27 protein-coding genes are annotated in these 24,656 nt (G+C 51.3%); 22 read left to right on the top strand and 5 right to left on the bottom strand.

What is annotated here, in order from left to right; genetic code table 11:
• The first annotated feature begins 68 nt into the window (after positions 1-68).
• Positions 69-2,261 (top strand): alpha-galactosidase, encoded by a 2,193-nt coding sequence (locus ACX1C1_RS01120; protein ID WP_458955363.1) that lies wholly within the window; start codon positions 69-71, stop codon positions 2,259-2,261.
• A 223-nt stretch (positions 2,262-2,484) separates the two neighbouring features.
• On the opposite strand, the gene ACX1C1_RS01115 is transcribed toward ACX1C1_RS01120, so the two are convergent.
• On the bottom strand, positions 2,485-3,831 hold the full coding sequence (locus tag ACX1C1_RS01115; RefSeq protein ID WP_458955362.1) for an FAD-dependent oxidoreductase: 1,347 nt from the start codon (positions 3,829-3,831) through the stop codon (positions 2,485-2,487).
• Positions 3,832-4,080: 249 nt separating this feature from the next.
• Between ACX1C1_RS01115 and ACX1C1_RS01110 the strand changes: the two genes are divergently transcribed.
• Positions 4,081-4,839: an SDR family NAD(P)-dependent oxidoreductase gene (locus tag ACX1C1_RS01110; RefSeq protein WP_458955361.1), complete on the top strand. Its 759-nt coding sequence runs from the start codon at positions 4,081-4,083 to the stop codon at positions 4,837-4,839.
• A gap of 101 nt (positions 4,840-4,940) precedes the next feature.
• Here ACX1C1_RS01110 and ACX1C1_RS01105 read toward each other — a convergent pair whose 3' ends face one another.
• The 4 genes from ACX1C1_RS01105 to ACX1C1_RS01090 all read right to left on the bottom strand — a co-directional run bounded on the left by ACX1C1_RS01105 (position 4,941) and on the right by ACX1C1_RS01090 (position 8,104).
• Positions 4,941-5,633, bottom strand: coding sequence for a PspA/IM30 family protein (locus ACX1C1_RS01105; protein WP_458955360.1), 693 nt, complete (start codon positions 5,631-5,633; stop codon positions 4,941-4,943).
• 22 nt (positions 5,634-5,655) lie between these two features.
• A complete protein-coding gene (locus ACX1C1_RS01100; protein WP_458955359.1) occupies positions 5,656-5,871 on the bottom strand; it encodes a PspC domain-containing protein in 216 nt (71 codons plus the stop codon).
• Between the two features lie 221 nt (positions 5,872-6,092).
• A complete protein-coding gene (locus tag ACX1C1_RS01095) occupies positions 6,093-6,920 on the bottom strand; it encodes a lipoate--protein ligase family protein (protein WP_458955358.1) in 828 nt (275 codons plus the stop codon).
• Between the two features lie 155 nt (positions 6,921-7,075).
• Positions 7,076-8,104, bottom strand: coding sequence for an ABC transporter substrate-binding protein (locus ACX1C1_RS01090; RefSeq protein WP_458955357.1), 1,029 nt, complete (start codon positions 8,102-8,104; stop codon positions 7,076-7,078).
• A gap of 164 nt (positions 8,105-8,268) precedes the next feature.
• Between ACX1C1_RS01090 and ACX1C1_RS01085 the strand changes: the two genes are divergently transcribed.
• The 20 genes from ACX1C1_RS01085 (at position 8,269) to ACX1C1_RS00990 (ending at position 24,482) form a co-directional block, all read left to right on the top strand.
• On the top strand, positions 8,269-9,834 hold the full coding sequence (locus tag ACX1C1_RS01085; RefSeq protein WP_458955356.1) for a spore germination protein: 1,566 nt from the start codon (positions 8,269-8,271) through the stop codon (positions 9,832-9,834).
• A 14-nt stretch (positions 9,835-9,848) separates the two neighbouring features.
• Positions 9,849-11,048 (top strand): Ger(x)C family spore germination protein, encoded by a 1,200-nt coding sequence (locus ACX1C1_RS01080; RefSeq protein WP_458955355.1) that lies wholly within the window; start codon positions 9,849-9,851, stop codon positions 11,046-11,048.
• A 4-nt stretch (positions 11,049-11,052) separates the two neighbouring features.
• Positions 11,053-11,286, top strand: coding sequence for a hypothetical protein (locus ACX1C1_RS01075; RefSeq protein WP_458955354.1), 234 nt, complete (start codon positions 11,053-11,055; stop codon positions 11,284-11,286).
• 15 nt (positions 11,287-11,301) lie between these two features.
• Positions 11,302-12,108 (top strand): GerAB/ArcD/ProY family transporter, encoded by an 807-nt coding sequence (locus ACX1C1_RS01070; protein WP_458955353.1) that lies wholly within the window; start codon positions 11,302-11,304, stop codon positions 12,106-12,108.
• Positions 12,059-12,397, top strand: coding sequence for a GerAB/ArcD/ProY family transporter (locus ACX1C1_RS01065; RefSeq protein ID WP_458955352.1), 339 nt, complete (start codon positions 12,059-12,061; stop codon positions 12,395-12,397). The genes ACX1C1_RS01070 and ACX1C1_RS01065 overlap by 50 nt, the downstream gene beginning before the upstream one ends.
• Before the next feature lie 131 nt (positions 12,398-12,528).
• A complete protein-coding gene (locus ACX1C1_RS01060) occupies positions 12,529-13,692 on the top strand; it encodes a LolA family protein (protein WP_458955351.1) in 1,164 nt (387 codons plus the stop codon).
• Positions 13,693-13,918: 226 nt separating this feature from the next.
• On the top strand, positions 13,919-15,109 hold the full coding sequence (gene alr, locus ACX1C1_RS01055; protein ID WP_458955350.1) for an alanine racemase: 1,191 nt from the start codon (positions 13,919-13,921) through the stop codon (positions 15,107-15,109).
• Between the two features lie 232 nt (positions 15,110-15,341).
• On the top strand, positions 15,342-15,623 hold the full coding sequence (locus tag ACX1C1_RS01050) for a CopG family ribbon-helix-helix protein (RefSeq protein WP_458955349.1): 282 nt from the start codon (positions 15,342-15,344) through the stop codon (positions 15,621-15,623).
• Between the two features lie 3 nt (positions 15,624-15,626).
• Positions 15,627-15,977 (top strand): type II toxin-antitoxin system PemK/MazF family toxin, encoded by a 351-nt coding sequence (locus ACX1C1_RS01045; protein ID WP_087569551.1) that lies wholly within the window; start codon positions 15,627-15,629, stop codon positions 15,975-15,977.
• 182 nt (positions 15,978-16,159) lie between these two features.
• Positions 16,160-16,906, top strand: coding sequence for an SAF domain-containing protein (locus ACX1C1_RS01040; RefSeq protein WP_458955348.1), 747 nt, complete (start codon positions 16,160-16,162; stop codon positions 16,904-16,906).
• Positions 16,903-17,751 (top strand): hypothetical protein, encoded by an 849-nt coding sequence (locus ACX1C1_RS01035; protein WP_458955347.1) that lies wholly within the window; start codon positions 16,903-16,905, stop codon positions 17,749-17,751. Before ACX1C1_RS01040 ends, ACX1C1_RS01035 begins: the two co-directional genes overlap by 4 nt.
• The gene (locus ACX1C1_RS01030; RefSeq protein WP_458955346.1) at positions 17,748-19,148 is read left to right on the top strand and encodes an ATPase, T2SS/T4P/T4SS family; all 1,401 of its coding nucleotides are present in this window, start codon (positions 17,748-17,750) and stop codon (positions 19,146-19,148) included. The genes ACX1C1_RS01035 and ACX1C1_RS01030 overlap by 4 nt, the downstream gene beginning before the upstream one ends.
• Positions 19,145-20,080: a type II secretion system F family protein gene (locus ACX1C1_RS01025; protein WP_458955345.1), complete on the top strand. Its 936-nt coding sequence runs from the start codon at positions 19,145-19,147 to the stop codon at positions 20,078-20,080. The genes ACX1C1_RS01030 and ACX1C1_RS01025 overlap by 4 nt, the downstream gene beginning before the upstream one ends.
• Positions 20,081-20,095: 15 nt before the next feature.
• Complete coding sequence (locus ACX1C1_RS01020) at positions 20,096-20,986, top strand: hypothetical protein (RefSeq protein ID WP_458955344.1); 891 nt, start codon at positions 20,096-20,098, stop codon at positions 20,984-20,986.
• Positions 20,987-21,043: 57 nt separating this feature from the next.
• Positions 21,044-21,193, top strand: coding sequence for a hypothetical protein (locus ACX1C1_RS01015; RefSeq protein ID WP_458955343.1), 150 nt, complete (start codon positions 21,044-21,046; stop codon positions 21,191-21,193).
• 31 nt (positions 21,194-21,224) lie between these two features.
• The gene (locus ACX1C1_RS01010; RefSeq protein WP_458955342.1) at positions 21,225-21,371 is read left to right on the top strand and encodes a hypothetical protein; all 147 of its coding nucleotides are present in this window, start codon (positions 21,225-21,227) and stop codon (positions 21,369-21,371) included.
• Positions 21,368-21,793: a hypothetical protein gene (locus tag ACX1C1_RS01005; RefSeq protein ID WP_458955341.1), complete on the top strand. Its 426-nt coding sequence runs from the start codon at positions 21,368-21,370 to the stop codon at positions 21,791-21,793. Before ACX1C1_RS01010 ends, ACX1C1_RS01005 begins: the two co-directional genes overlap by 4 nt.
• Positions 21,794-21,838: 45 nt before the next feature.
• Entirely contained in the window at positions 21,839-22,324 is a 486-nt protein-coding gene (locus ACX1C1_RS01000) for a hypothetical protein (protein ID WP_458955340.1), read from the top strand.
• 54 nt (positions 22,325-22,378) lie between these two features.
• On the top strand, positions 22,379-22,858 hold the full coding sequence (locus ACX1C1_RS00995; protein WP_458955339.1) for a PH domain-containing protein: 480 nt from the start codon (positions 22,379-22,381) through the stop codon (positions 22,856-22,858).
• Positions 22,851-24,482, top strand: coding sequence for a PH domain-containing protein (locus tag ACX1C1_RS00990; RefSeq protein WP_458955338.1), 1,632 nt, complete (start codon positions 22,851-22,853; stop codon positions 24,480-24,482). Before ACX1C1_RS00995 ends, ACX1C1_RS00990 begins: the two co-directional genes overlap by 8 nt.
• Positions 24,483-24,656 lie beyond the last annotated feature (174 nt).

Below are 24,656 nucleotides of genomic sequence, written 5' to 3'. Positions count from 1 at the left end.
TCCCTTAGTAGTAATACCCGTTTCTATTCGTTTGTTAACGACTACAATTTGATGTGGAGGTATTCTAAATGTTCATTCAATTTGATGAAAGTAATCGTATATTCCATCTCCAGTCCGGCGACACAAGTTATGTGCTTGGTCTTACGGAGCAAGGGTTCTTGGCGCATTATTACTGGGGGCGCAAGGTTCGTGGTACGGCGCTGAACCAATTGTTAGAGCTTAAGGAGCGTTGTTCGTTCAACCCAAGCACGGATCTGGATCAGTTGTCATTATCGCTTGACACGCTTCCACAGGAGTATCCGGCGTATGGCAGCTCGGACTTCCGTAACCCAGCCATCCAAGTGCAATTGGCGAACGGCTCGACGGTGACAGAGCTTGTATACGAGTCGCATCGCATCGTTGACGGCAAGCCGGCTCTTCCTGGTCTTCCAGGTGTATATGCCGAAGAGGCTTCAGAAGCCAAGACGCTGGAAATCGTATTAAAGGATTCGTATTCAGGTCTTAGCGTGACGTTGTCATATACCGTATTTGCGGATCATAACGCCATTGCGCGGTCGGCTCGCATCAGCAATGAAAGCGACAAGTCCTTTCAGTTGCAACGGGCATACAGCGCAAGCTTCGATCTGCCGCATGACCGTTACGAGATGCTTCAGCTCTCGGGTACATGGGCACGCGAGCGTTATGTACACAAACGTAAGCTCGTTCCTGGCATGCAATCGGTAGAGAGCCGCCGCGGATCCAGCAGCCATATGCAGAACCCGTTCATCGCTTTGCTTGGCGAAGGTTCGACAGAGACGCAAGGCGATGTCTATGGCGTCAGCCTCGTATACAGCGGCAGCTTCGCAGCTGGCGTTGAGGTGGATCAGTTCCATACTTCCCGAGTATTCGCAGGGTTGAACAGCTTCGATTTCAGCTGGCTGCTAGAGCCGGGCGACTATTTCCAGACGCCGGAAGCCATCCTGGTGTTCTCGGACACGGGACTTGGCGGCATGTCGCGCAGCTATCACAACCTGTACCGTTCACGGCTGTGCAGAGGCGTTTTCCGCGATCAAGCTCGTCCGATCTTGATCAATAACTGGGAAGCGACGTACTTCAACTTTAATGCCGACAAAATCGAGGATATCGCCCGCGCGGGCAAAGAGCTTGGCATCGAGCTCTTCGTGCTGGACGACGGCTGGTTCGGTAAACGCGACAAAGACAACTCGTCGCTCGGCGACTGGTTCGTCGATCGCAACAAGCTGCCAAATGGACTAGAGGATCTTGTTTCGCGTGTGAATTCGATTGGCATGGAATTCGGCTTATGGTTCGAGCCGGAGATGGTGTCGCCGAACAGCGAGCTATATCGCAGCCATCCGGACTGGTGTCTGCATGTCGAGGACCGCAGACGGACGCAAGCTCGTCATCAGCTGATCCTGGATATGTCCAGACATGATGTGCAGGACTATATCGTGGAATCGTTGTCGGCGATTCTGTCCAGCGCGCCAATCACTTACGTCAAGTGGGACATGAACCGTAATATGACGGAGATTGGCTCCGCGCTGCTTCCGGCCAATCGCCAAAGAGAAACCGCTCATCGTTATATGTTAGGGTTATACGCTGTATTAGAGCGGATTACGTCGAGCTTCCCGCATATCCTGTTCGAGAGCTGCTCCGGCGGCGGCGGACGTTTCGATCCGGGCATGCTGTATTACATGCCCCAAACATGGACTAGCGATAACTCCGATGCGATCTCGCGCCTCAAGATCCAATACGGTACGAGTATCGTGTATCCGATCAGCACGATGGGCTCTCACGTATCGGCCGTGCCGAATCACCAAGTCGGCCGAATCACCTCGCTGGAGACGAGAGCGAATGTGGCATTATCCGGCAACTTCGGCTACGAGCTGGATCTGACCCAATTCACGGAAGAAGAAAAGGTGCTCGTTAAGGAGCATGTAGCCGCGTACAAAAACATTCGTCATCTAGTGCAGTTCGGTGACTTCTACCGCCTGCTGAGCCCGTTCGAGGGCAACGAAACCGCATGGATGTACGTGTCTAAAGATAAGTCGGAGGCCGCAGTCGTGTTCGTATCCGTCCTTCAGGAGCCGAACCCGCCGCTTGACCGCTTCCGCCTGCAAGGCCTGGACCCGGCGGCCGACTACTTATTGCAAGGCTCCGGCATCACATATGGCGGTGACGAGCTCATGTATGCTGGGCTTGCAACACCGCAATTCCATGGCGACTTTGCAAGCAAGCTATACCACTTCAAGAAAAGCGAATAAGCAGAGAACGAGGCGGCGCCGCAGGGCGTACGCCTCGTTTTCTGGAAGGACCATGGTTACATTGGAGCGAGTATCAAAGCTGGTATCTCGAAGTTATCGTGAATGATGGAAATAACAAGCCTGCCGCATAAAATATGTGGCAGGCTTGTTTGTTGCGTAACCGAGTTGCTCGCAATTGGGCTATTATTGTGGAATGGTCAGAAGCCACATGACAAGCGTTGATTTAGACGGCCTGCAGACCTGCCTGGTTCAACAGATTCCAAGGTTTGTTGTAGTGGGGCTGGAAGAAGAAGTCGACGAACCCGAGACCGTCCATCGTCATGCCATTCTGGATGCAGACCGATAACGTATTGATCGACTGCGTCAAATCGACCTTCGAGATCACCTGAGCACCAACGATACGTCCAGTATCGGCTTCGTAGACGACCTTAAGCGTCACATCCTCGTAAGTCGGCATAAACTCCGGGCGATCGTGATCCTGCAAGGTTACTTGTTTGACGGTAATGCCGGCGGCTATTGCGCCAGTTTCGGTCAAACCTGTCGATGCGATGTTGTAATCATAAATTTTAATGCCCGATGTTCCTTGTGTGCCCATATATCGCACGGTCGGCTCCATCAAATTACGGGCTACCAATGTGCCCATCCGGACGGCGTTGGTTGCGAGCGGAATGTAAGCATGAGCCCCGGTTGGGTTGTAGCGAACCGCGCAGCTGTCACCAGCCGCGAACACATCACGTTTGCTTGTACGCATGTATTCGTCGACCAGGATCGCTCCGTTCGGCAGCATATCGATCTGTCCCCGAAGCAGCTCCGTGTTTGGACGGAAGCCGATGCAAAGGATAACGAGATCGGCATGGATTTCGCCGCGATCGGTTACGACGGTGGCAACGCGGCCGTCATCGTCACCTTTGAACGACTGGGCCGTGCAGCCAAGCGCTAGCTCCACGCCCTTGTCAGTCAGTTCACGTTCCACGATGTCCGTGAATTCTGCATCCAGATATTTGTAAAGCACACGGTCCATATTGTCGATGAGCGTAACGTGTTTGCCAAGCATTTCGAAGGCTTCGACAAGCTCAATGCCGATATAACCGGCGCCGATAACCGCAATACGTTTGGCTTGCTTTGCTTTCTCAATAATCGTTTGCGCGTGCGTATAGTTTTTGCATAATACGATGTTCTCCAGTTCGATACCGCTCAGCTTTGGAATGATCGGCCACGAGCCTGTTGTCACAACAAGTTTGTCATATTCATGCACCATCGTTTGGCTCGTCTCGTTGCTGCGGACTGTCAATTGTTTGGCATCAGTGTCTACCGTCAACACTTCATGACGCATATGCGTTTGTACGCCTAGTGCTGTCAGTTGCTCTGGAGAAGCATAAAATAAATCCTCGGCTTTTTTTACGACACCGCCTACATGGAGCGCAATGCCGCACGAGAGAAACGAAATCGTATCGTTTTTTTCGAATACATGAATGTCTGCTTTCGGGTAAAGTTTTGCCATATTCAGTATCGCGGCAGTGCCCGCGTGCGTGCAGCCGATTACGGCGATGCGAGTAGGGGTTGTCATCATAAACGCCTCCAATGGGTATAGTGAATTAATTCACAACCATGTCTATAATGTGATTTAATTCACAATGTGTTCTTGCTATTATCATATGACAGACTAAGGAATCTGGCAATGACTAAATTGTGAACTTTTTCACATCAAGTATTTGTAGCATGCACAGCAGCTTTAGAAGCAGGTGGGGGATTGTGATACAATATCTGCACACTAAGGTTGTAAAATCACCGTCAGCTTACGAAAGGAGCGAAGGAAGATATGGAACAAGATACGCATGAGGGAACAATCGTATTGATCACCGGTGCGGGGAGCGGAATTGGCAGAGAGCTGGCACTTGCTTACGGACGAGCTGGTGCATTGGCGCTTATCTGCGATCGGAACGAGATCACGCTGGAGGAGACAGCTGCCCTTCTCGATCAAGAGGGGCTGGACTCCGGATCGTTTGTTGCTGACGTAAGCAGGCCGGAAGAAGTTATCCGCATGTTTGCAGATATCGAAGAGCTGTTCGGCAGAGTGGATACCGTCGTGAACAACGCCGGGTATGGGATATGGAAGTCGCCTTATGACCTCGAGGTGGACGAGTGGGATCATGTCATCGACACGAACCTAAGAGGCGCGTTCCTCTGCTCGCGCGAAGGGGCTAAGCTCATGCGCAAGGACGGGGTCGGCGGTTCGATCGTCCAGATTGCGTCTACGCGCGCGTTGATGTCCGAACCGAACACGGAGGCGTATGCGGCATCCAAAGGCGGTCTATTGGCGCTAACCCATGCGCTGGCGGCATCGCTAGGTCCCGATCGGATTAAGGTTAACGCAATTCTGCCAGGGTGGATCGAAACGGGAGATTATAGCAAGTTGGGAGCGGCCGATCATGAGCAGCATCCAGCGGGGCGAGTCGGCAGGCCGGATGATATAGCACGGGCTTGCCTTTATTTGACCGATCCTCGGAACAGCTTCGTGACCGGATCTCAATTAACCATTGACGGCGGCATGACTACCAAAATGATCTATGTAGAATAATCGGACAAGCCCGAAACGCCAAATACGGGCGACGCGTATGGTGAAAGCACCATCTCGCATCTCCCGTATTCGACATAAGCAAAAGCTCTATATGAAGGCAGCTAGTTGCCGGATTTGTTAAGCAGACGCTGCAGCTGTTCTTCTACCAACGCGGTGCGCTGCTCCTGCTTCGTGTCGACAGGCCCATATCCGCCTCCAAAGCTGCCATTAGGGGCTGTCTTAGCAAGGTCGCGTGATGCTTCCCACTCCATAACCTTTTGCTCGATTCGCTCAAAGCCTTTGGCTGCAGAGCTTCCGTGGAGCGTCGATCCGCCGCCGTAAATACCTGATTCAGGCCCCTTAACTCCTTCCGCATTCATCTGTTGAACCCGGGTCAGAAGCTCAGCGCGCTTGCTTTGCAGCCGCGTTTTCTCTTCCTTCAGACCTTCTACGCGGAGCTTGAGGTCAATTGCCGCTTGTGCAGCTAGCTCGCGGAGCTTCAAGGTATCCTCTGCTTGCTCCAAATACAACAACTTCGCCTCCAGCGCCATACGCGCTTCCGTTTCGCGGCCTTCCAGCGCCGCTTGTTCAGCCTTGCCCTCATAATAACGCGCTTGCGCTCGCAGTTCCTCCAGCTTGGAGCCCATGACTCGCTCCTGCACTTGCTGCTGGACAAGCGTATGCTCCGTTCGACCGATCTCCTCATCCAAGTCTCGCAAATAATGGTTAAGCATCATAACCGGATTTTCCATTTTGTCCAGCATCTCGTTTGCTGCAGCCCTCGTCATATTCATTACGCGTTGTAGAATTCCCATATCTGATCTCTCCCTTGTCCTATTAGTAGTGGTCTACGAAACGAAAGTCATTGTACGGCGCCTTCGGGATAAAGATTGAAGCAATCAAATAAACGAGGAGCACGCTGCCAAAGCTGAAAAACCCGGCAATGACGACCAGCATTCTGACGATGTTGGAATCGATACCCAGCCACTGGCCGAGACCTCCGCACAGTCCTGTTAATTTGCTATCCGAAGTAGAACGAAACAATTTTTTCATCTTGCATACATCCTTTCGCTTGGCTCATCTATGTCTCAATTGTAGACCTTGAGCGAAAGAGACGTAACAGTCCGTAGTCTATTGTTGCCACTAGTCTTTAGGCGGGGAAGACCTCGGACGTACGACCGGGAGAGGAAATGGTTGAGAACGCGACTTGAGAGAGAAGCAGGTGGAGACTGAGATAATGGGGGTGGGATTCTGGCAGACTGATCGGTGATAGGTTAGTCGGCATAACGTGATCGAAGTGACGTGATCATCGCTGCAACCTCTGAGGCAAGCGGCATCTGAAGCTTGGCTGCCGCTTCAGCTAATCCATGCTCAGATTGACCGTCCCGAATGGCAGCTTTAATAGCCTCCGCGAAAACAAGCGAAGCTTGTTCGCCTAATCCCGCCAGCTCCTCGAGACTAGCGGTGCTGTCACCTTGTACGATGGGATGACTAGTCGTGTCGTCTCCTCCCGAGGCGAAGTCGTAGAAGCTGCGCACGAATTCGGCCCGCTTGCGGCCTGAGCCTTCGGCAACGACAAAGGCTTGTACAATGGAAGCATGAGTTTGACGCCGCTGTGCAATTCCGCAAAACTTGTAGCCTTCGATACTAAGGTCAAAGTCTCCGGGGCAATAGGCGCCCGTGATTTCTCCTTTATCAACCTGGCGTCCCGTCGGCTGCAAGGCTTTGGCGATCAAGGCGTACATCCGCTCGAAGTCGTTATGGAAATGGTAGTCGAGTGCGCTGGCTTTGGGCAGAATGAGAGAGATGTTGAGTACACCTGAATCTAGCGGCACGGCAGCGCCACCCGAATTGCGCACAATCGTTTCCCAGCCACTCGTCTCCAGCCATTGCCGTGCTTCTGCAGCTCGGGGCATTCTGTTATCTTTTTGTCCTAGCACAAACGCATGGGGATGGCGCCACAAATGGCAGATCGCGGGACCTCCTTTGCCGGCGCTGCGGCACAGCAGCTCGTCCAGGGCGAAAGCGTACATGGGATCCTTCTGACTGAAGTCATTCGTTCGATCTAGCAGCAGGATGGCAGACTCCTTATTCAACTCCATGTGATTCGTTCCACTCCTTGATTGAAGCTCGGTGGGGTCATCCCGTCCGATAAGATTACAAACATACATGAATTGTAGCACAAGCGCCGATCGCTGCTCTAGAACAAGCAAAGCCGCCGGACGAAGATCGCCCGGACGGCTTCTGATAATCGAGATTATTTGACCGAGAGCAAGCTGTTCGAGATAAATGAAAGCTGTGCTTCCAGCGAAACAGGATCATTGTACGTATCGGCCAACGGATTTAGCTCGAACGTATTTCCTGCTTGGACGGCGGGCAGGCCTTTCCAGAGGGCATTGTCGTATACGGCTGCCGGATCTGCGTCGTCTCCCGACCATGGGCAAGTAAAGATGATGTCTCCCGCGAACTGCGGCAGAGTCTCAAGCGAGATGGAGGCCCAGCCAGTACCGCTGTCGATGACTTGCTTCTGTGCTTCCTCAGGTGCCTTTAATCCGAATTCACCATATATGATTTCGCCGCCGCGTCCGTAATTGTGACCGAACACGTACAGACCTTTGGAATACGGATTGAGGATCGAAACGGTTTTGTCGCCAACGGCAGCTTGTACCTGAGGTTTAAGCTCGGATATCTTTTTCTCCCACTGCTCAACCCAAGCATTGGCTTCTGCTTCTTTGTTCGTCAGCTTGCCGATCTCGATCATCTGCTCTTTGTAGCTCAGCTTGCCATATTGAATGGCCACGACCGGAGCGATCTCCTCGAGTTTGTCGATGCCTTCCGTTCCTGTATAAACAACGATGAGATCCGGCTCAAGAGCCAAGATATTCTCTGCTGTCGGTGCATTGCCAAGGCTCGTTACACCTTCGAGCATGCCTTCGAAGTAAGGAGTGGTCATCGCACCTTCCATAACACCTACCGGCTTCAAGCCGAGTGCTAAGTAGTAACCTGTCATAAAGCCTGTCGTATCTATGATTCTTTGCGGATTTCTCGGTACTTCAATATCTCCGTTGTCTGCTTTAAATATAACTGTTTCGCTCTCTGCAGCCGCGCTTTCTGTAGGTGCTGGAGTTGCCGTTGCGGCTGTGTTGGTTGCTCCCTTGCCGCTTTCGGCAACTGTGTTTCCATTGCTGCCGTTCGAATTGCCACCGCATGCAGCGAGTACGACCGCTAGTACAAGCGTTAGTAGAGCTAGTGTAATCAATCGGTTAAATCGGTTTGTAAGTAACAAAATTATTCCACCCCTATGTACTTGATATTGATAATCGTTATCAACAATAAAATGGTTTTATCATTCTGTCAATCTTTTTTCGATAACAAACAATGATGCCGCTGGAATTGTTTGCATATTGTTGATGTTTTGAGCGCATATTGTAATCACAATTATTTCTTCGGATGATGAGCGTAGAGGGAGCTGGCATTGAGGTGAAAAGCGGACTAGAGACTCCAAGATCACTGGGAAATGAGTTGGAGAAAAATCTGGATACGATTCGTCACGATCTTGGCAATAGTGAAGATATCGTCATTCGACCTCTACGGATTGGCAATCGGGTTGCGGCCGCTATTATATACACAGAAGGATTGGCAAATAGGGAACTTATTTCGCATTTTATTATTACGACTTCAATGGATATTTCGGACTTGTTCGATGAGGCGACCTCGCAGCACATGCCGCATGAAGTCATGATGGAGGTGGAGCGCCGCGCCATTGCGATCGGAGACATTTCATTTACGTATACCTTTAAATCTGTGTATGCTGCTCTTCTATCAGGAGACACGATAGTACTGGTAGACGGGTGCGACAGCGCCATTGCGGCAGGCACCAAAGGATGGCGGGACCGCGGCGTGTCCGAAACCACATCCGAATCGGTCGTGCGCGGCTCCAAGGAGGCTTTCACGGAAACACTCCGTACGAATACGGCGTTAATCAGACGCAGGATCAGGACCCCCGATCTTCGATTAGAAAACCGGAGAATCGGACGGCAAACAGAAACGGATGTGTCGATCATGTTTATACAAGGCATCGCGAACGATAAGATCGTGCAAGAGTTACGTGATCGATTGGAGCGCATTGATATCGATGGCATCCTGGAGAGCGGTTATATTGAGGAGCTTATCGAGGACGAGACGTATACACCATTCCCTACTGTATATACTTCCGAACGCCCGGATGTTGTCGCAGCGGAATTGTTGGAGGGGAAAATCGCGATTTTGATAGACGGAACGCCATTTGTTCTCATTGTACCTGCTTTGTTTGTCTCTTTTTTGCATTCTGCCGAGGATTATTATCATAGGTGGGATATCAGCACATTAGTGCGAATTTTGCGTTACATAGGCGTTTTTTTGGCGTTGCTCGGGCCATCGCTATTCGTGGCCATCACGACATTTCATCAGGAGATGCTGCCTACACAGCTTTTGATCAGTCTAGCTGCCCAGCGAGAGGGCATACCGCTGCCTGCATTCATAGAAGCGATCATGATGGAAGTCGCATTCGAAATTCTGAGGGAAGCAGGTCTTCGTATGCCGCGAACGATCGGACCTGCCGTATCCATCGTAGGCACATTAGTTATTGGACAGGCAGCTGTCGAGGCCGGCATCATATCTGCCGCGATGGTTATTGTCGTTTCAACGACCGCAATTGCAAGCTTCGTTTTCCCTTCCTACAGCATGGCGAATACGATTCGAATGCTTCGATTCCCGCTTATGATGCTAGCGGCATCGTTTGGTTTATACGGCATTATTATGGGGATCTTCGCACTTGTTCTGCATGTGAACAGTCTTCGTTCGTTCGGGGTTCCGTATATGAGCCCGATGTCGCCCATGATTCTGTCTGAGAGAATCGATGCCATCTTCCGCTTCCCGCATTGGGCCATGACCAATCGTCAGAAGCTAATTAGTCCGCGCAATCGCAAGCGTCAGCAGCCGGCTTCTGCCGCGAGGCCTGGGACCAACAAGGATTGAAAGGTGCGAGTGTTATGCGTAAGGGTAAGCTTGTTACATTAATAATCTGCACGTTGTCACTCTTAGTGATTACCGGTTGTTGGAACCGCCGCGAGCTTAATGAAATCGCAATCGTGACCGGCTTTGGCATAGACCCAGCTGACGAGGGGTATACCGTCTCCGTACAGGTTGTCGATCCCGGTGAAGTTGCTGCGGGATTAGGAGGAAGAGGAAACTCGCCCGTTACGACGTACCATGCGACGGGTGAAACGGTTATGGAAGCGATACGGAAAATGACGGTGATGACGCCTAGAAAGCTATACTTTTCACATCTTCGTATTTTCGTTATCGGAGAACAGCAGGCTCGCAAAGGAATAGGGGAAGTATTAGATATGATGTCCAGGGACCAAGAAGCACGCCCAGACTTTTATATTGTTGTAGCCAAGGGACATACGGCGTTAGATGTGCTGAACGTATTGACGCCTATGGAAATGATTCCTGCAGCGAAGCTCTTCTCGTCGCTTGAAGTATCTGAGAAGGCGTGGGCGCCTACTGTTTCTGTTCAGCTCGACGATCTTATTTCGGATATCGTCAGCACAGGGATCCAGCCGGCGCTTACCGGCATAGAAATCGAAGGTCCACTGAAAAAAGGCTCCACGATCAGCAATTTAAGAACACCGAATACACCAGCCCAGCTACGGTATAGCGGTATCGCCATATTTCGAGCGGATATGCTCAAGGGCTGGTTTAATGAGAGTGAAAGTAAAGGGTTTACCTTTATTACGAATCGTTTGAAAAGCACGGTGATTGTGACCGATTGTGAGGGAGGGGGAAAGCTGGCTATCGAAATCATTCGTGCGGAATCGAAGATCAAGGGGACGGTTAAGAATGGCGAACCTTCCGCGCAAGTTTCCCTTCGAGCAGAGGCTAATGTTGCGGATGTCGAATGTAAGGTGAATTTAACCGGGAATCAGTCTTTTGATGAACTCCAGCAGAAAGCTGAGCTGGTCATGAGGCAGAACGCCGAGGACGCCATCGCACGTGCAAAGAAGCTGAAAGTCGATGTATTTGGTTTCGGGAATGCGATTCACAGAGCCGATCCCTCCTATTGGAGACAAGTCGAAGAGAGATGGGACAAGGTATTTGCGGATATGCCAGTTGAATTAAATATGCAAGTAAACATTCGGAGAATTGGAACGATCGGCGAGTCATTCCTGAACAAAATGAAGGAGTAGAGTGATGAATGCGTTGTTAGGTATCGTTGCGTTAGTTGCCGGTATAGCCTTCTTGGAAATTCCAGGTTTATGGAGGAAACATCAATTCAAAGAGCTTGGCATGTTCATCTTTATTTTGGCATTAGGAACCGTTATCTCCTGCGGATTATGTTTGAAGCTCCCAATGCCTAACCCAATGGATTGGATCGGCGATGTATTTCGACCACTGAGTCAGCTTACGGATACCATTCTTAGCTAGAGAGAAGGTGAAGGCATGATTGGTAAAGAACAAATCAGCGGCAGACAATTCGCGTTGCTTATCGCCTACATCTCCATCGGAGACACCTTTCTGGTCACTCCCTCCATACCGACAATAGAAGCGGGAAGGGACTCATGGTTATCGGCGTTGGCGGGGATTATGTTCGGGATAATTGTCGTTTGCTTTCAGGTTTTTCTGGCTAAGAAACACGCAGGTCAATCGCTGGTCGACATATTGGAAAGTCGATTTGGTCGATGGGGAGGCTTGGTCATAACCGTTTTCTTTTTGATATATCTCATGGTATCTGTATCCGCACATGTTAGGGAAATTGGTGACTTTATGACGACGCAGATGATGGTGGAGACGCCGATACACTCCATTCATATTCTCTATGCACTAGTCATTGTTTTGGCTGCGAGGCTCGGCCTCGAGCCTATTGCAAGGACAAGTGAATTTTTTTTCCCTTGGCTGATGTTATTTCTAATCGTATTTATATTATTTCTGCTGCCTAACATCCATTGGGACAATTTTTTCCCGATCATGGAGAAAGGCGTGAAACCGATTCTGAGAGGCTCGGTTACAATGACGAGTTATTCATTTATGGAGCTGGGTGTTATGCTAATGCTTCTACCTCATTTGAAGAAAGGTTCGTCTATTGGGAAAAATTGGATTAAAGGCTCGTTGTTTGGAGGAGCGGTAATTGCCGCGATCATTGTATTGTCAATCGCTATATTAGGCGAAGATTTGGCTTCCAGAAGTATGTATCCTGGATATGTTCTGGCCAAAAAAAATCGATATCGGACATTTCCTGCAGAGAATTGAGGTTATATTGGCTTTTATGTGGTTGTTAACTTCGTTTATAAAATCTTCTGTGTTTCTGTACATCTTTCACATCATGCTTTCACAAGCCTTTCGCTTTCGCCAATATCGAGCGTTCGCCTTGCCTGCAGGTTTGTTGATCGTATCATTCTCCACGTTAATGTCGCCCGATATTAATCACTTCAATGAATTGAATACTTATTGGCCGTACATGGATGGCGTATTCGGTTTCGTCCTGCCTACGCTACTGCTGGTGATTGGGGCGATCTGGCGAAAGAAGCCTAACCAATGAGCTAGATTGACGTTTTACTAGACTGCGCCATTAAAAATTGAACCAAGCCTCTGCCTGTCTGCATAAATGTCCAAGTCCCCTCATAGAGATGTATCATCCAGTAAAAATTCGAGGTTAGAGGGGATGATTTCATGCGTCGCATGGCATGGACCGCGGCAATTGTGATGGTATTCGCGATCGTTTTGTCTGCTTGCGGTGGTACGAAGGACGCCGAGTCCGTGGTTAAGGATCTCGAGAAGTACGTTAGCAACATGGAGAGTTATCAGGGAAGCGGTACGATGACGCTGCATACCGGTCAGCAGCCGCTTACTTATCAAGTGGATGTGTCGTATCAGACGCCCCACTTCTATCGCATTAAGCTGACGAACGAAGAGAAGGATATTACGCAGATTGTCCTTCGCAACGATGATGGCGTGTTCGTGCTTACGCCAAAGCTGAACAAAGTGTTCAGGTTCCAAAGTGATTGGCCGCAAAATCAAGGGCAAGTGTATCTGTACCAAACGTTAGCGCAGAGCATAATCGTCGACAACTCCAGATTATTTGCGGTTGATGAAGACGCGTATGTATTCGATGTGATGGCAAGCTACAATAACGGCTCGCTGGCCCGTCAGAAAATCTGGCTCGATAAGTCGGATTTGAGCCCGGTGCAAGTTGAAGTCAGTGATACCAGCTCATCTGTCGTGGTGGACGTGAAATTCGATCAATTCGAATTTGGCGCCAAATTCGAGCCGGATGTATTCCAGACAGAAGCAAATATGCAAGCTGAAGCGTCACCTTCGACGGGCAAAGAAAACGAACCTACGATCGCGACGCCGGAGAATAGCGATGATGTGACTGCGCCAGGGGATGACCAAGCTGCAGTTGACGGGAACGACCAAGAGGGCGTTGACAACGAGGCAACAGGAGCTGAAGACGAAGATGCTTCGACGGATGCACAAGGCGAGAAGCCAGTCGATTTCATTGCACTGGGACCGGATTATCTACCTGAAGGCGTTTCTGTGAAGGGCTCCAAAGACATTGTATTCGGCGGCAATCCGGGCATGATGACGCAATACGAAGGCGCCTACAGCTACACACTGATTCAGACGATGCCGAAAGATATCGCAACAACATTGGTTCCTGGGCGCATCGTGGATATAGGCTTCGACAATATAGGCGAGATCACGGGCGAAGGAGAGCTCCAGACGCTCACGTGGACGTACGAAGGACATCAATTCCGCCTCACAAGCGACAATCTGCCAGAGGTCGAGATGGTTCAAGTAGCCCAGTCTGTACAGGGTGAAATGGCCAAATAAATACGGAATAAAGGTTGGCGCAGGAAAAATGGCATCGGCTAGCTCGTAATTTCCAAGACGTGCTAGCCGATTCTGCGGCGCAATTGATTGACAGTCCCAGCACCAGCGTATAACATTAATTCTATTGATGTTGGCTGCTCGGATTGTAAGGAAACCAGCTGGTACGCCTATTGCAGGGGACCGCAGTTTCACATTTGCGTTACAGAATGAAGAGAAGGTGGAAGACTTGGAACCGTATTATCGCTCGACTTGGGCAGAAATTTCACTCGACGCATTAAGACATAACCTCTCTGCTATTCGCGCGACTTTGCCAGATGGCTGTAAGCTCATGGCATCGGTGAAAGCGAATGCGTATGGACACGGAGCGGTTGCAGTGGCAAAGGCCGCCGAGGAATTCGGCGTTGATTATTTGGGTGTGGCGTTCCTCGACGAAGCGCTTCAATTGCGAAGCCAAGGCGTTCGGACGTCTATTCTTGTTCTTGGCTATGTGCCGGGAGAGGCGCTTGCGCTTGCGCGTGAGAAAGATATTACGATCAGCTTGTTCAGGGAAGATGTCAGGCTGGCTGCTGAGAGCTTGCCTCCAGCCGCAGACGGTCGTAAGCTTAAGATTCATGTTAAGGTCGATTCAGGTATGGGCCGTCTAGGCGTTATTGGCCAAGAAGAAACAATTGCGTTCGTGGAGCGTTGTTTGGGTACGCCTCAGCTTGAGGTGGAAGGTATGTTCACGCACTACGCGCGCGCGGATGAGCTGGACAAATCGTATACGGAATTGCAGTATAAGCGGTTCTCTGCCATTGCCAATGCGCTGAAGGAGCGAGACATACACATTCCGATCATCCATGCAGCTAACAGCGCTGCAGGGATGGATACGCCGGAGTGGGCTGGCGGGATGGTCCGCTTGGGAATCGCAATGTACGGCTTGTATCCGTCTGCTGAGGTCAATCAAGAAATCATTGAGCTGAGGCCCGTCATGTCGCTTAAGACGCGGATTGCGTTCGTGAAGGAGACTCCGGAGGGTTGGGGAATCAGTTATGGCACTCGTTATTTCACGCAAGGTCATGAATATATCGGCACGCTGCCGATCGGTTACGCCGATGGCTACAGCCGGATGCTGACCGGCAAAGCGCACGGTCTTGTGCGGGGAGTCAAGATGCCGATCCGCGGTACGATCTGTATGGATCAATGCATGATAGCACTGGATGACGAGCTGCTTCATGTTGCAGATCTGGGTGAAGTTCTCCCCGGAGAAGAGGTAGTCCTGATCGGGAATCAGGGAGATGCTACGATCACAATGGGAGAAGTAGCGGCTCAGCTTGACACGATTAATTACGAGGTTGCATGCATGATTGCATCCCGTGTGCCTCGCGTATATACGGAGGCTGGAGCGGTCGTTGCGGTAAGTAACGAGCTGGCTTAAGTCCGCGAATGAGAGCTGGGATTATTTACATCGAGGAAAGATTGTCAAGTACAGAGGAAAAATGGGAACTAATATCGAATGTAGATAAGTGGTTGTTATGCACACTTCGATACAGACAACGATATAGCATAATTGATATATGGCTAACATAGATATGTTGAAGTATAGCGCAGGCTATATTTTGTCATAATGTGTAATGTGGCTTTGGAAAAGTTTTGGGGGTGCGAGTTCGGTGGCTAATGTGCACAATACGAAAAGGATCATGATCAGCTTGCCTGATCAGCTGCTGGAAGAGGTCGACGGCATTGTCGCCAAAGAAAATTCCAATCGCAGTGAGTTTATCCGGCAAGCCATGAAGCTATATCTGGTAGAGCGCAAAAAACGCCAAATCCGCGAATCCATGCAGCGCGGTTATATGGAGATGGCAAGAATCAATCTGAATATGGCCTCGGAAGCGTTTCAAGCGGAGGAAGAAGCCGATCATACGTTGGGTCGTCTCGTTAGCGGGGTGTAGAGGTTGATCGTAAAACGCGGAGATGTGTTTTTTGCCGATTTGTCCCCGGTCGTTGGATCTGAACAGGGCGGAGTCCGTCCCGTTCTCGTTATTCAGAATGACATCGGTAACCGCTTTAGTCCAACGGTCATCGTTGCCGCCATCACAGCCCAAATCCAGAAAGCGAAGCTGCCGACGCATGTGGAGATGGACGCGGCGACGCATGGTTTCGATCGTGATTCGGTCGTGCTTCTAGAGCAGATCAGGACGATCGACAAGCAGCGACTTACGGACAAAATTACGCATCTGGACGATGAAACGATGCGTAAGGTTGACGATGCGCTGCTCATAAGTGTCGGTTTGATCGATTTTTAGACGCCTCTCCTGCAGAGTAAATAATGTTGTAGACAAATCATGACAATTATTGATATTATATACACAATCGATTGCCATATATTTAAATTATAAGGAACTACGATGCGAAGAACGCATACGTTTAGCCAGAGTGCTGACGTGTGCGTTCTTTTTTTTGTGGTTTGGAGGGGAGTCGGAACAGGATGAACAGAAGCAAAAATATGTGGCTCAGCTTGGCTGCGGCGGTATTGGCGGCAGGTCTTGTTTATGGCTTGTACGAGCTGCAGCGTATGCAGGTTGAACGAGAGGTATCCGTATCGGTCGTTGTACCGAATCGATTCATTGCTGCAGGCGAGCGAATCGGGGCGGGCGATCTGGAGCGTATCAGGCTGCCTGCGGATGCGCATCTCGGCGAGATGGCGGCAGAGGTAGATGAGGTGGCGGGCAAGGAAGCAGTGGTGCCGATGGGCAAAGGGGAGCCTGTGCTGGTATGGAAGCTCAACGAATATGGGTTGCAGCCGGGTCAATCGGAGTCGACGTTCCAGCTGCCCAAGGAATATATCCGGTCGATCTCGAGCGGCATCCGGGCAGGAGATCTGGTTATGGTGTATGCCTCGGGAGCCGAAGGCGAGTCGTCCCGCGTATTCGATGAGCCGGTCGTGGTTGCATCAGTGAAGACTGCGGGGAATGTGGAGATCGACAATTTGGAGCGTTCTCATCTGCTTGCGCTGGCCGAGGGCAACAAGGATGGAATGTATGCCTCGCGTCGGGACGCGAACGGCAGCATTGATGCCATCAATGTCAATTTGACCGAAGCGCAGTGGCTGAGCATCGACAAGCTGTGCAAGGGCGGTACGGTTAAGCTGGTCATCGCTTATAGTCCGGCATCGTTCGAGCGGATCGGACAAGCAGCGGAGCTCGCAACAGGTGGAGAGGGGGAGAGCCGATGACCGGGTTCGGGTCGCCAATGGCGGTATTCGTTGGCACGACACCTAATATCGGCACGACAACCGCAGCTTTCGCGGCGGCGGTGAGGATAGCCGAAGCATCGGACAAGCCAATCGGATACTTGTGCCTCCATCTCAAGAGCGCCAAGCTGCATCGTTTCCTCGGTGTAGACGATCCCGAGATGACGCTGGACAAGCTGCAGCCCGAGCTGCGAGCCGGCGTGATGACGCCTGCCATCCTGGAGCGCGCAACCTATGAGCTTCCCGAGCAACGGAACCTGCGAATTCTGTTCGGAAGTGTGAGCCGCGAGCAAGCTGAATATTTCACGGACAAGGAGATCGAGCATCTGCTCGATGTGGCGGAGCGCACCTTTGCGTTCACTGTGCTGGATGTTGGCGCCTACTGGGATAATGCTGCAACAGTATGCTCCATCAGGCGTGCATCCTCGAGAGTAGTCGTGACAACAGGCGCATTGTCCCACTTCCAGGAGGATGGCAGGCGATGGATCCGTGAGCTGTCACCGCTATTCCAAGTGCGGCTGGAGCATTACGAATGTCTGGTTATCCGACCTCCGTGGAGGCAAGACGCATATAGCTTAGCGCAAATCGTCAGAGAGCTCGGTGCTATGAGTTTAGGGGAGCTAAGACTAATGCCATCCCTGTTCGCCAGTCTCGACCATGGGATGCTCGGAGAATGGCTAAAGCAGGACAAATCCGGACAGCTTGCCATGGCTGAGGCGGCAGGACGTCTTGTTGCGAGGTTTGAACTGGCGGGGCCTTCGCGAAAGTCTATTCGACCTTGGCTGTTTAAGCGCAGGTTGGCGCAGGATGGAGCGGGATCCACATGAGCGGGGAGCGTACGAGGTTCTCTCCGGCAGAGTTCGCGTTTCGTGCGAGCGGCAGCGGCAAAGGAATGGATCCGGCAATGGGTGAGAAGATGCCTGATAATCAGGATCGTGCCGCCAGTGAAATGTCCGCAGGGGGAACGGATGAGCAACTAAAGCTCATCGAGGATATCCGCTCGTATCTGAGTGCGCCAAGAGGGCTGACGGAAGAGGAGCGAAGAGCTTACGGCGAGACGCTTAATCGGGCTGTGCTAGGATTTCCGCAAGATAGGGAGCAAGTGCTTGCGATGATTGAAGAGAGGCTGATCCGGCTGCGCGTTCATCACGTGGAGGGCTGGAGTCATCCATATGCGACGCTGGCAGAAGCTTTATTTGCCGAAGTGGTCGGACTGCACATTCTGGAGTTGGTGCTGGCCAATCGGGAGGGACTCGAAGAAATCCAGGTTGTCGGAACGCGAATCTACGAGGTTCGGGGAGGCATTCCCGAATTGTCCCGATATTCATTTGGGGAGCTGAAGGATGTGCTGAGAATTCAGCAGAATCTGGTGCTCTTCAACAACGACCGGATCACGCCGCGCAAGAAGTGGGCGGAGGTCATGCTGCGCGATGGCTCGCGTGTAACGATGACCGGCTTCGGTTTTACTGCAAGCCCGACGCTTACGATTCGGTTCTACACCATGAGAACATTCAGTTTGTCTGCGCTTGCCGCAAAGCCGTATCGGACGATGAATGACAAGATGGTGGAGCTGCTTCGCGCCGTTCTTGCGGCGAGATTCAATGTCGTCGTTATCGGAGCGACCAATTCTGGCAAGACGAATTTGATCAAAGCAATGATCGGAGAGCTCCCGGACGAAGAGCGGATCATTACGATCGAAGGGCGTTTCGAGATGATGCTTGGACGGGACTTCCCCGGCAAAAACATTATCGAATACGAGTCTTCCGAGGAGGAGGGAATCCATTCGCCGGAACAGGCGTTCAAGCTGGCTTTGCGGCAGTCGCCGCAGCGGATTGTTCATGCCGAAATCCGTGACGGTGACGCCAATATATATGTGCGTGCTTGCACGAGAGGGCATTCGGGGAGTTTGACGACGGTGCATGCCAATACGCTAGAGGATGTGCCGGAAGCGATCACGGACATGTGTATGCTGGATAAACGGGCGATGAACGCGGAGCGGCTTGCGAAACGGATCACCGAATACGTGACAGAGGTGGGGATTCAGATGAAGGTTGTATCGGGACGGCGCATCATGTCTCGAATCGGCGAGCTGTGCTGGGAGAATGGCGAAGCCGTTGTACGGGATTGGGCGGTCTATGATGAGCATAACGACGAGTGGAGGCTCGGGGGAACACCTTCGGAGAAAAAGGCCAGGAGACTGATAGAAGCGGGATATTCGTTATGAGCCAGCTCTCTATGACGGCTGCTGCCGCTACGTTGTTCCTTCTGTTTCTTTATATCTTCAGCAAGCTGTTGGAAGCCATGTTAGGCAGACAGAGATTGAATAACCGTCTAACCTATGAATCTCCTCGCAGCATACGGCGTTTGCTGATACGAAACCTCCATGGCTACGCCAAGCTTCGCGCCCATATAGCCGAGCTGCTCGAGACATTGCGTATCAAGTTTTCGGCTGATTCCTTTCTTGGTCTCAGCGGTCTGCTTTATTTGTCTGGAGTTGCATTAGGCGGGCTGTACTTTCAGACGGCAAAAGGGACGCTTCTATTCGGTGTGCTAGCAGCTTGTGCCCCTTATACGATGCTCAGAGGGCTGCTAATTCATCGTAGAATGCAGGCTCAGCTTGACTTCCTCCCTGCTGTCGAGCTGTTCTACCAATGTTATCTCGTTACCGGAGAACGCCATATCAGAACGGCTCTGCAGCGTGCGATCGAAGAGAAACGGCTGCTCGGTCCGATGCAGGCGGTGTTCGAGCAGCTGTACCGCAATTTGTGTGTCAGAGGGGATGACGAGGCATCACTGAGAGTGATGGCTTCTTCGCTGGGACATGTATGGGCCGATTACTTCGCCAATATGTTGCGTGTGGCTTTATCCGAAGGTGTTCCGATCACGGACGGGCTGCGAGAGCTGCTGGGCGACATGCGTGGTGCGAGACGATCGAATGAGCAAGAACGTCATCGGCTGCTGGAGATTCGGATTGCGAACTTCACTCCCATACTGTTTCTTGCGCTGTTCGTTGGCATCAACGCCAAATACAATCCCGATCATTCGTACTACTACTACCTTATCGATCCGCAAGGCAAGGATATGCTGCTTAATGCTGTATTGCTAATTTTCGCATCTTTCCTGATGGGGCTGTGGCTTTCACGCAAAAAGATGTAGAGAGGAGGAGGAGGAATGTTGAACGAGACGGATCAACTATTGCGGCTGGGACTTGCGGGGGGTCAATGGTTATTCGCGGCCGCGGGCATCTATATGCTTATCAAGTCGCTCCCCCATAAATCGCCGCGCTGGCGTCGAATGGCGCTGCTCTCGTGGAGGACGGAGTCTCCGTCCGAACGGTGGATGCGATTGTTTCGACTCCGCAGAGACTCGTCGTCGTTCCGGGAGCGTGAGCTGCTGCTTGCTTCATGTGGTGTAACGGCGGATGCGGCATGGTATGTGCTGGCCAGATGGACGGCGATAGGTCTGTTCGTACTCCTGACGTTAGCGGCATGTACATGGTTTGGTCTGAACATAACCTCGCCGGCATTTCAGCTTGCGGCGGGAGTTCCTGCCATTCTTGCGGGAATGCTGGCCGTCGACCGGATGTGGCTCAGATCGTTCGGCAGGCTGCGCTCGCTGCAAGTAACAAAGGAGATTTATACGATTAGCAGGCAGCTTCTGTATTTGTCGGACTCATCGCTGCATATCCACGCCAAGCTGACGCGCTGCGTTCCGTTCACGAAGGCGACGCGAAATGACTTAGAGAGCTTGCTTGCCGAGTGGTACCATGATCCGGCTGCTGCCCTGCAGCGCTTCAAGATCAGGCTCGGTACTGATGACGGCATGAGTTTTGTCGAGACGCTGGATGCGCTTCGTTTTCACGAAAGCCGTGATTATTATGAGCTGCTGAGGATCCGAATTGCAGATTATAAGGACAAGCTGGAGCTGGCCAAGGAAAGCCGTAAGGAGTCGTCGTCTTACGTGCTCTTTCTACTGGCGGGGATTCCGATCTTGTATACGTTCCAGGTATTTATTTTCCCGTGGGTCAAGGAGGGGCAGAAGCTGTTCGAGTCACTGGGATGAGTCGCTGGGATGAGTCGCGACAGAAGTTCGGCAATTCATTGAAGGAGGTGAGATAGGATGCGTAATATTCTGATGACTGTCATGATGCTTGTGGTTGTAATCGTTTTGTTTAATTCGATTATCGCGCAAGATGCGACAGGTACCAAAAGTCAGGTGCAATCGCAAGGCAATGCAGCGAATACAAGAATTAGCCAGCTTATCCCCTAGTTGGTTCTGGGAGAAGCAAAGGAGGTCGTATATGCGTGTGCTACTCGTGTGTATGCTGCTGCTAATAACGGCTATGATACTGTATTCGACCATTGTTACGGGTGAGGATGGCATTCGTTCGCGTACCGATGGAGCGGGAAGCTCGGTGAGCGATTATATAAGGGGGATGAGTCCGTGAGGCAGCTGCTGCTATTTGTGCTGTTCGCTGCAATGCTGTGCTGGATGATGTTCTCCCCGATCTATAAGCATGTCGTTATCGTCCGGCAAGCGGTGCTGCAGCAAGAGGTGGACTATTTGCTTGAGATTGGGGCGAGCGGCACATTCGGCTACATTGGCGCGGTTATGCTGGAGCAATCGGCAGAGCGACTTTCGCGGCTTGGGTTGGAACCGGATCAGCTTGTGTACGAGGCATCGACGACCAGCGGTGTTGCTGCCACCAATCCAGGTATTCCTGTCGCTAGAGGGACAGGCATTCGACTTGAAATTAGTTATCCTTACGAAAATTTGTTTATGATTGACTCGCTCATCGGGATTACGCCCGTGGCCCCGACTGAACGGATGCGCGCTTACGGGATGCGGATGAGTGAGTATGTGCCATAACTGGAGACGCCGCAGCGAATCGAATGAAGGGAGAGACGGTCGTTCATGTACAAGCTGGTGCTTATCGTAATGATGATGACGATCTGGATGGCCGTCCATCTCATGGGCATTGAAGAGGAGCTCGCGATGAAGACGTTGTCGCAAGGCAAGAAGGCTGTCAATCGGGCAGCCCATGCCGCCGCTCAGCAGCTGGACAAGCAGGCATTGGGGGATGGCAAGCTTCGAATTGATCAGACGGCTGCCGAAGCAGCGGCTACGATGTATCTGGGCAGCAATCTGCTCCTCGACGCCGCGGGTAACCCTCTTGCGGGTTCTCTCTTGAGGGAGCCCGTAGAGGTGCTTGTTTTCGAAATCATTAATGATGACGAGCAGTTCCCTTTTATTTATCGTAATGAAGAACATGATTTCGAAGCCGTCTTGCGGAGACCAGGCGTCGTCTTGATCATAAAGGTTGTTTATCCCAGAGCGTTTCGAGTGCTGGAGCCGATCGAATGGGAAATTAGGGGGGCTGCGGAGCTCGTAATGAGTTGACTATCGATACGGAAATTGGTGTAATAGGAGGGATTGGAAGAGAGGAGCAGATCCATGAACAGGGAATTGAGCAAGAGGCTTCACCGCGACTATTTAAAGGTTTACCGTATTTCGGAATATATATCGAACGGCATCTTTCTGGCATTGATACTGACCTATTTGGGGCTAGCTTTGGCGTTTGACTGGACGCTGCTTCCCGTCTGGATTTGCGCGGGCTTGCTCGCGCTGTCGCTTATTATTTTCACGTGGATAGTGCCCAAGGTCAAATATGAGCGTTTCCGCTTTGAACTGTTTGAGGAGGAGCTGGAAATCGAGTCAGGCATTATCTTTATCAGCAACGTGTTAGTTCCGATGGTTCGGGTCCAGCATGTCGAGCTTGGCAGCGGGCCGCTCATGCGTAAGTTCGACCTGGCCTCCGTCTCCGTTGTTACGGCTGCGACGACGCATAAGATCAGCGGACTTAAACGTGCGGACGCCGAGGAACTGAAGCGGAGCATCGGCAAGCTGGCTAAGGTGGATGACAGCAATGAATGAGAGACGTATGCTCCATCCTCTGTATATCGTGTACGGCGTGCTTACTTTTGTTAAAGGACTTATCCCTGTCGTTCTGATCTTTATGCTAAGAGGCATCAATTGGGAGGAAGTCTTGCGGTGGTACTGGCTTGCGGGAGCAGCGGGACTGCTGGCATTATTGCTGGGCATCAGTTATTTGCAGTGGAAGAGGTTCAGCTTCTGGCTGGAGGAGGATCGAATTGTCATTCGTTCGGGTCTGCTGTTCCGCGGAGAGAAAACAATCTATTATTCGCGCATACATACGGTCAATGTTGAACAACCGCTCATTCAACGGCTGCTTCGCATCTCGCAATTAAAAATAGAAACGCCGGGCGGCGGTGCGAAATCCGACGGCGTGCTCGAAGCGTTATCACTTTCCGAAGCAAATTTCATTAAGGAGCAACTAAGGACATTCGCGGAAGGCGCAGACCGCAAGAAGGATGAAGGAGTTGTAACAGCTGCGGACGACTCCGCGGGAGGGCTGTCAGCTACGGCTGCGGTTGATGTGCTGACAATGGACAGGGCAGCACAAGTCAATGGGACGGCTGGACAGGAGCAAGGGACGGCTAGTGCGGAGATCAGCAACAACGGCAGCAGCAAAGTCATTAAAGATAGCAATCAGTCTCTAACGACAGCACGGGAGAACTCCGTTACTTTAGGACCGGCTCAGCTGCTGCAAGCAGCGGCAACCTCGCTTAACTTCGGGCTTGCGCTCGCATTTATTGGCGGCTTGTATTCGTTTGCCGACGACTTCCTGGAGCTGCTGCTGCCTGACCGATTTTTCCAGCATCTCATCGAGGATTCCCGAAGTTTGATGCCCAGCGTGTTGGTAATTGTGTTTATCGCGATATTGGTCATCGGACTGACTTGGCTGTTGTCCATCGTGTTGTTTGTATTGAAGTACAGCGGATTCACGATGAGGCGTGACGGTCAACAAGTGAGCATCTCATATGGTCTGTTGGAGAAAAAGTCGTATGTGTTCGATCCCCGAAACGTACAGGCGGTTATCATTAACGAAAGTTTGCTTAGACAGTGGATTGGATATGCGGAGGTGCGACTGCAGATTGTATCTTCCGATAAGCAGGAGCAATTGATGCTTCATCCATTCGTAGCGTTTAGGGATATTGATAAGCTGCTCTCTCAGTTCGTTCCGGGGATGCGCGTCTTTGATCCGGCGGAGCTGTTGCCTTCGCCCAAGAGGGCATGGCTGTACTATATTCGTATTCCTTATCTCCTTACAATCGCGTTATGTGCGGCGAGTATCGGATTCTTTGGCGTTGCAGGCATATGGTCCCTTTTCTTGCTTCCGCTGATCTATGTTTGGTGCCTGGGCTGCCACCGGGCCGCGGGAGTTCTGCTCCGGGACGGTCAGCTGTCGCTCAGAAAGAGATTTATCGGTCGAACGACATATTGTCTGCGTAAAGCAAGGATCGTGGCGATGAAGGTAACGAGCACGAACGCCCAGCGCAAGAAGGAATTGAAGTCCTTGTCTGTTCATGTACTCGGAAGCGGATCGGCATACAATACGAGTTTCTTGAACGTCAGGGATGTTGAAGCGGTGTGGAGCTGGTATAGTCGGCACTTGGCTCCACCATTATCAGAGTAACCTTAGTATCAAGAGGCCGATTACAAAGTATAAGCTGGATTAAATTAAAGCGTGTGAGCAATGATAGATGAAAACAGGGAGACGTAAATAACATCGGTGTTTCGGAGGTTGTCCGAATACCGATGTTTTTTTTGGGAATGCGAATGAACGAAACGGGAATGCTGAACGTCATAT

It is taken from the genome of Paenibacillus sp. strain BS8-2, from assembly GCF_054483835.1.
Note: the sequence above shows the minus strand (reverse complement) of the source record. Positions and strands in the feature narration are given on the sequence as shown.

Excerpts from the sequence above, each read along its gene's own strand:
- ACX1C1_RS01120 (WP_458955363.1), top strand. The coding sequence starts at position 69 with ATGTTCATTCAATTTGATGAAAGTAATCGTATATTCCATCTCCAGTCC.
- ACX1C1_RS01115 (WP_458955362.1), bottom strand. The coding sequence starts at position 3,831 with ATGATGACAACCCCTACTCGCATCGCCGTAATCGGCTGCACGCACGCG.
- ACX1C1_RS01110 (WP_458955361.1), top strand. The coding sequence starts at position 4,081 with ATGGAACAAGATACGCATGAGGGAACAATCGTATTGATCACCGGTGCG.
- ACX1C1_RS01105 (WP_458955360.1), bottom strand. The coding sequence starts at position 5,633 with ATGGGAATTCTACAACGCGTAATGAATATGACGAGGGCTGCAGCAAAC.
- ACX1C1_RS01100 (WP_458955359.1), bottom strand. The coding sequence starts at position 5,871 with ATGAAAAAATTGTTTCGTTCTACTTCGGATAGCAAATTAACAGGACTG.
- ACX1C1_RS01095 (WP_458955358.1), bottom strand. The coding sequence starts at position 6,920 with ATGGAGTTGAATAAGGAGTCTGCCATCCTGCTGCTAGATCGAACGAAT.
- ACX1C1_RS01085 (WP_458955356.1), top strand. The coding sequence starts at position 8,269 with ATGATGAGCGTAGAGGGAGCTGGCATTGAGGTGAAAAGCGGACTAGAG.
- ACX1C1_RS01080 (WP_458955355.1), top strand. The coding sequence starts at position 9,849 with ATGCGTAAGGGTAAGCTTGTTACATTAATAATCTGCACGTTGTCACTC.
- ACX1C1_RS01075 (WP_458955354.1), top strand. The coding sequence starts at position 11,053 with ATGAATGCGTTGTTAGGTATCGTTGCGTTAGTTGCCGGTATAGCCTTC.
- ACX1C1_RS01070 (WP_458955353.1), top strand. The coding sequence starts at position 11,302 with ATGATTGGTAAAGAACAAATCAGCGGCAGACAATTCGCGTTGCTTATC.
- ACX1C1_RS01065 (WP_458955352.1), top strand. The coding sequence starts at position 12,059 with ATGTTCTGGCCAAAAAAAATCGATATCGGACATTTCCTGCAGAGAATT.
- ACX1C1_RS01060 (WP_458955351.1), top strand. The coding sequence starts at position 12,529 with ATGCGTCGCATGGCATGGACCGCGGCAATTGTGATGGTATTCGCGATC.
- ACX1C1_RS01040 (WP_458955348.1), top strand. The coding sequence starts at position 16,160 with ATGAACAGAAGCAAAAATATGTGGCTCAGCTTGGCTGCGGCGGTATTG.
- ACX1C1_RS01035 (WP_458955347.1), top strand. The coding sequence starts at position 16,903 with ATGACCGGGTTCGGGTCGCCAATGGCGGTATTCGTTGGCACGACACCT.
- ACX1C1_RS01030 (WP_458955346.1), top strand. The coding sequence starts at position 17,748 with ATGAGCGGGGAGCGTACGAGGTTCTCTCCGGCAGAGTTCGCGTTTCGT.
- ACX1C1_RS01025 (WP_458955345.1), top strand. The coding sequence starts at position 19,145 with ATGAGCCAGCTCTCTATGACGGCTGCTGCCGCTACGTTGTTCCTTCTG.
- ACX1C1_RS01020 (WP_458955344.1), top strand. The coding sequence starts at position 20,096 with ATGTTGAACGAGACGGATCAACTATTGCGGCTGGGACTTGCGGGGGGT.
- ACX1C1_RS01015 (WP_458955343.1), top strand. The coding sequence starts at position 21,044 with ATGCGTAATATTCTGATGACTGTCATGATGCTTGTGGTTGTAATCGTT.
- ACX1C1_RS01010 (WP_458955342.1), top strand. The coding sequence starts at position 21,225 with ATGCGTGTGCTACTCGTGTGTATGCTGCTGCTAATAACGGCTATGATA.
- ACX1C1_RS01000 (WP_458955340.1), top strand. The coding sequence starts at position 21,839 with ATGTACAAGCTGGTGCTTATCGTAATGATGATGACGATCTGGATGGCC.
- ACX1C1_RS00995 (WP_458955339.1), top strand. The coding sequence starts at position 22,379 with ATGAACAGGGAATTGAGCAAGAGGCTTCACCGCGACTATTTAAAGGTT.
- ACX1C1_RS00990 (WP_458955338.1), top strand. The coding sequence starts at position 22,851 with ATGAATGAGAGACGTATGCTCCATCCTCTGTATATCGTGTACGGCGTG.